Genomic DNA, 299 nt, shown 5'->3' on the forward strand with positions numbered 1-299 from the left:
TCGGCGTGATGGATCGTTGCGCCCGCACTCATCGCCTGAACGGAATCGGCGACCAGCCGGGCGCGATTGCCCGCATCGTCTTCGTGCGTGATCGCGCCCGAGCGCACCCACGTGACAATCTCGACGCTGCGATGGGCATGCAGGCCGAAGCCCGAACGCGGCGCGAACTCATCGTCGTTCCACACGTGGAGTGGGCCGAGCGGCGTGTGTCCCGCGCGTCCGGTCTCGCCCACGCGAAAATGCAGCCGCGCATCGAGCCAGTCGCTCTTGATTGCGCCGAGAGTAAGAAAAGGGCGATG

The 299-nt window shown here is 66.2% G+C and carries 1 protein-coding gene; it reads right to left on the reverse strand.

Annotated elements, in window-relative coordinates:
- A partial coding sequence (locus tag U5A58_RS40620) for a pirin family protein (RefSeq protein ID WP_321965475.1) occupies positions 1-299 on the reverse strand: 299 nt, incomplete at both ends.

It is taken from the genome of Paraburkholderia sp. J7, assembly GCF_905220155.1.
In the GTDB taxonomy this organism is placed as follows: Bacteria; Pseudomonadota; Gammaproteobacteria; order Burkholderiales; family Burkholderiaceae; genus Paraburkholderia.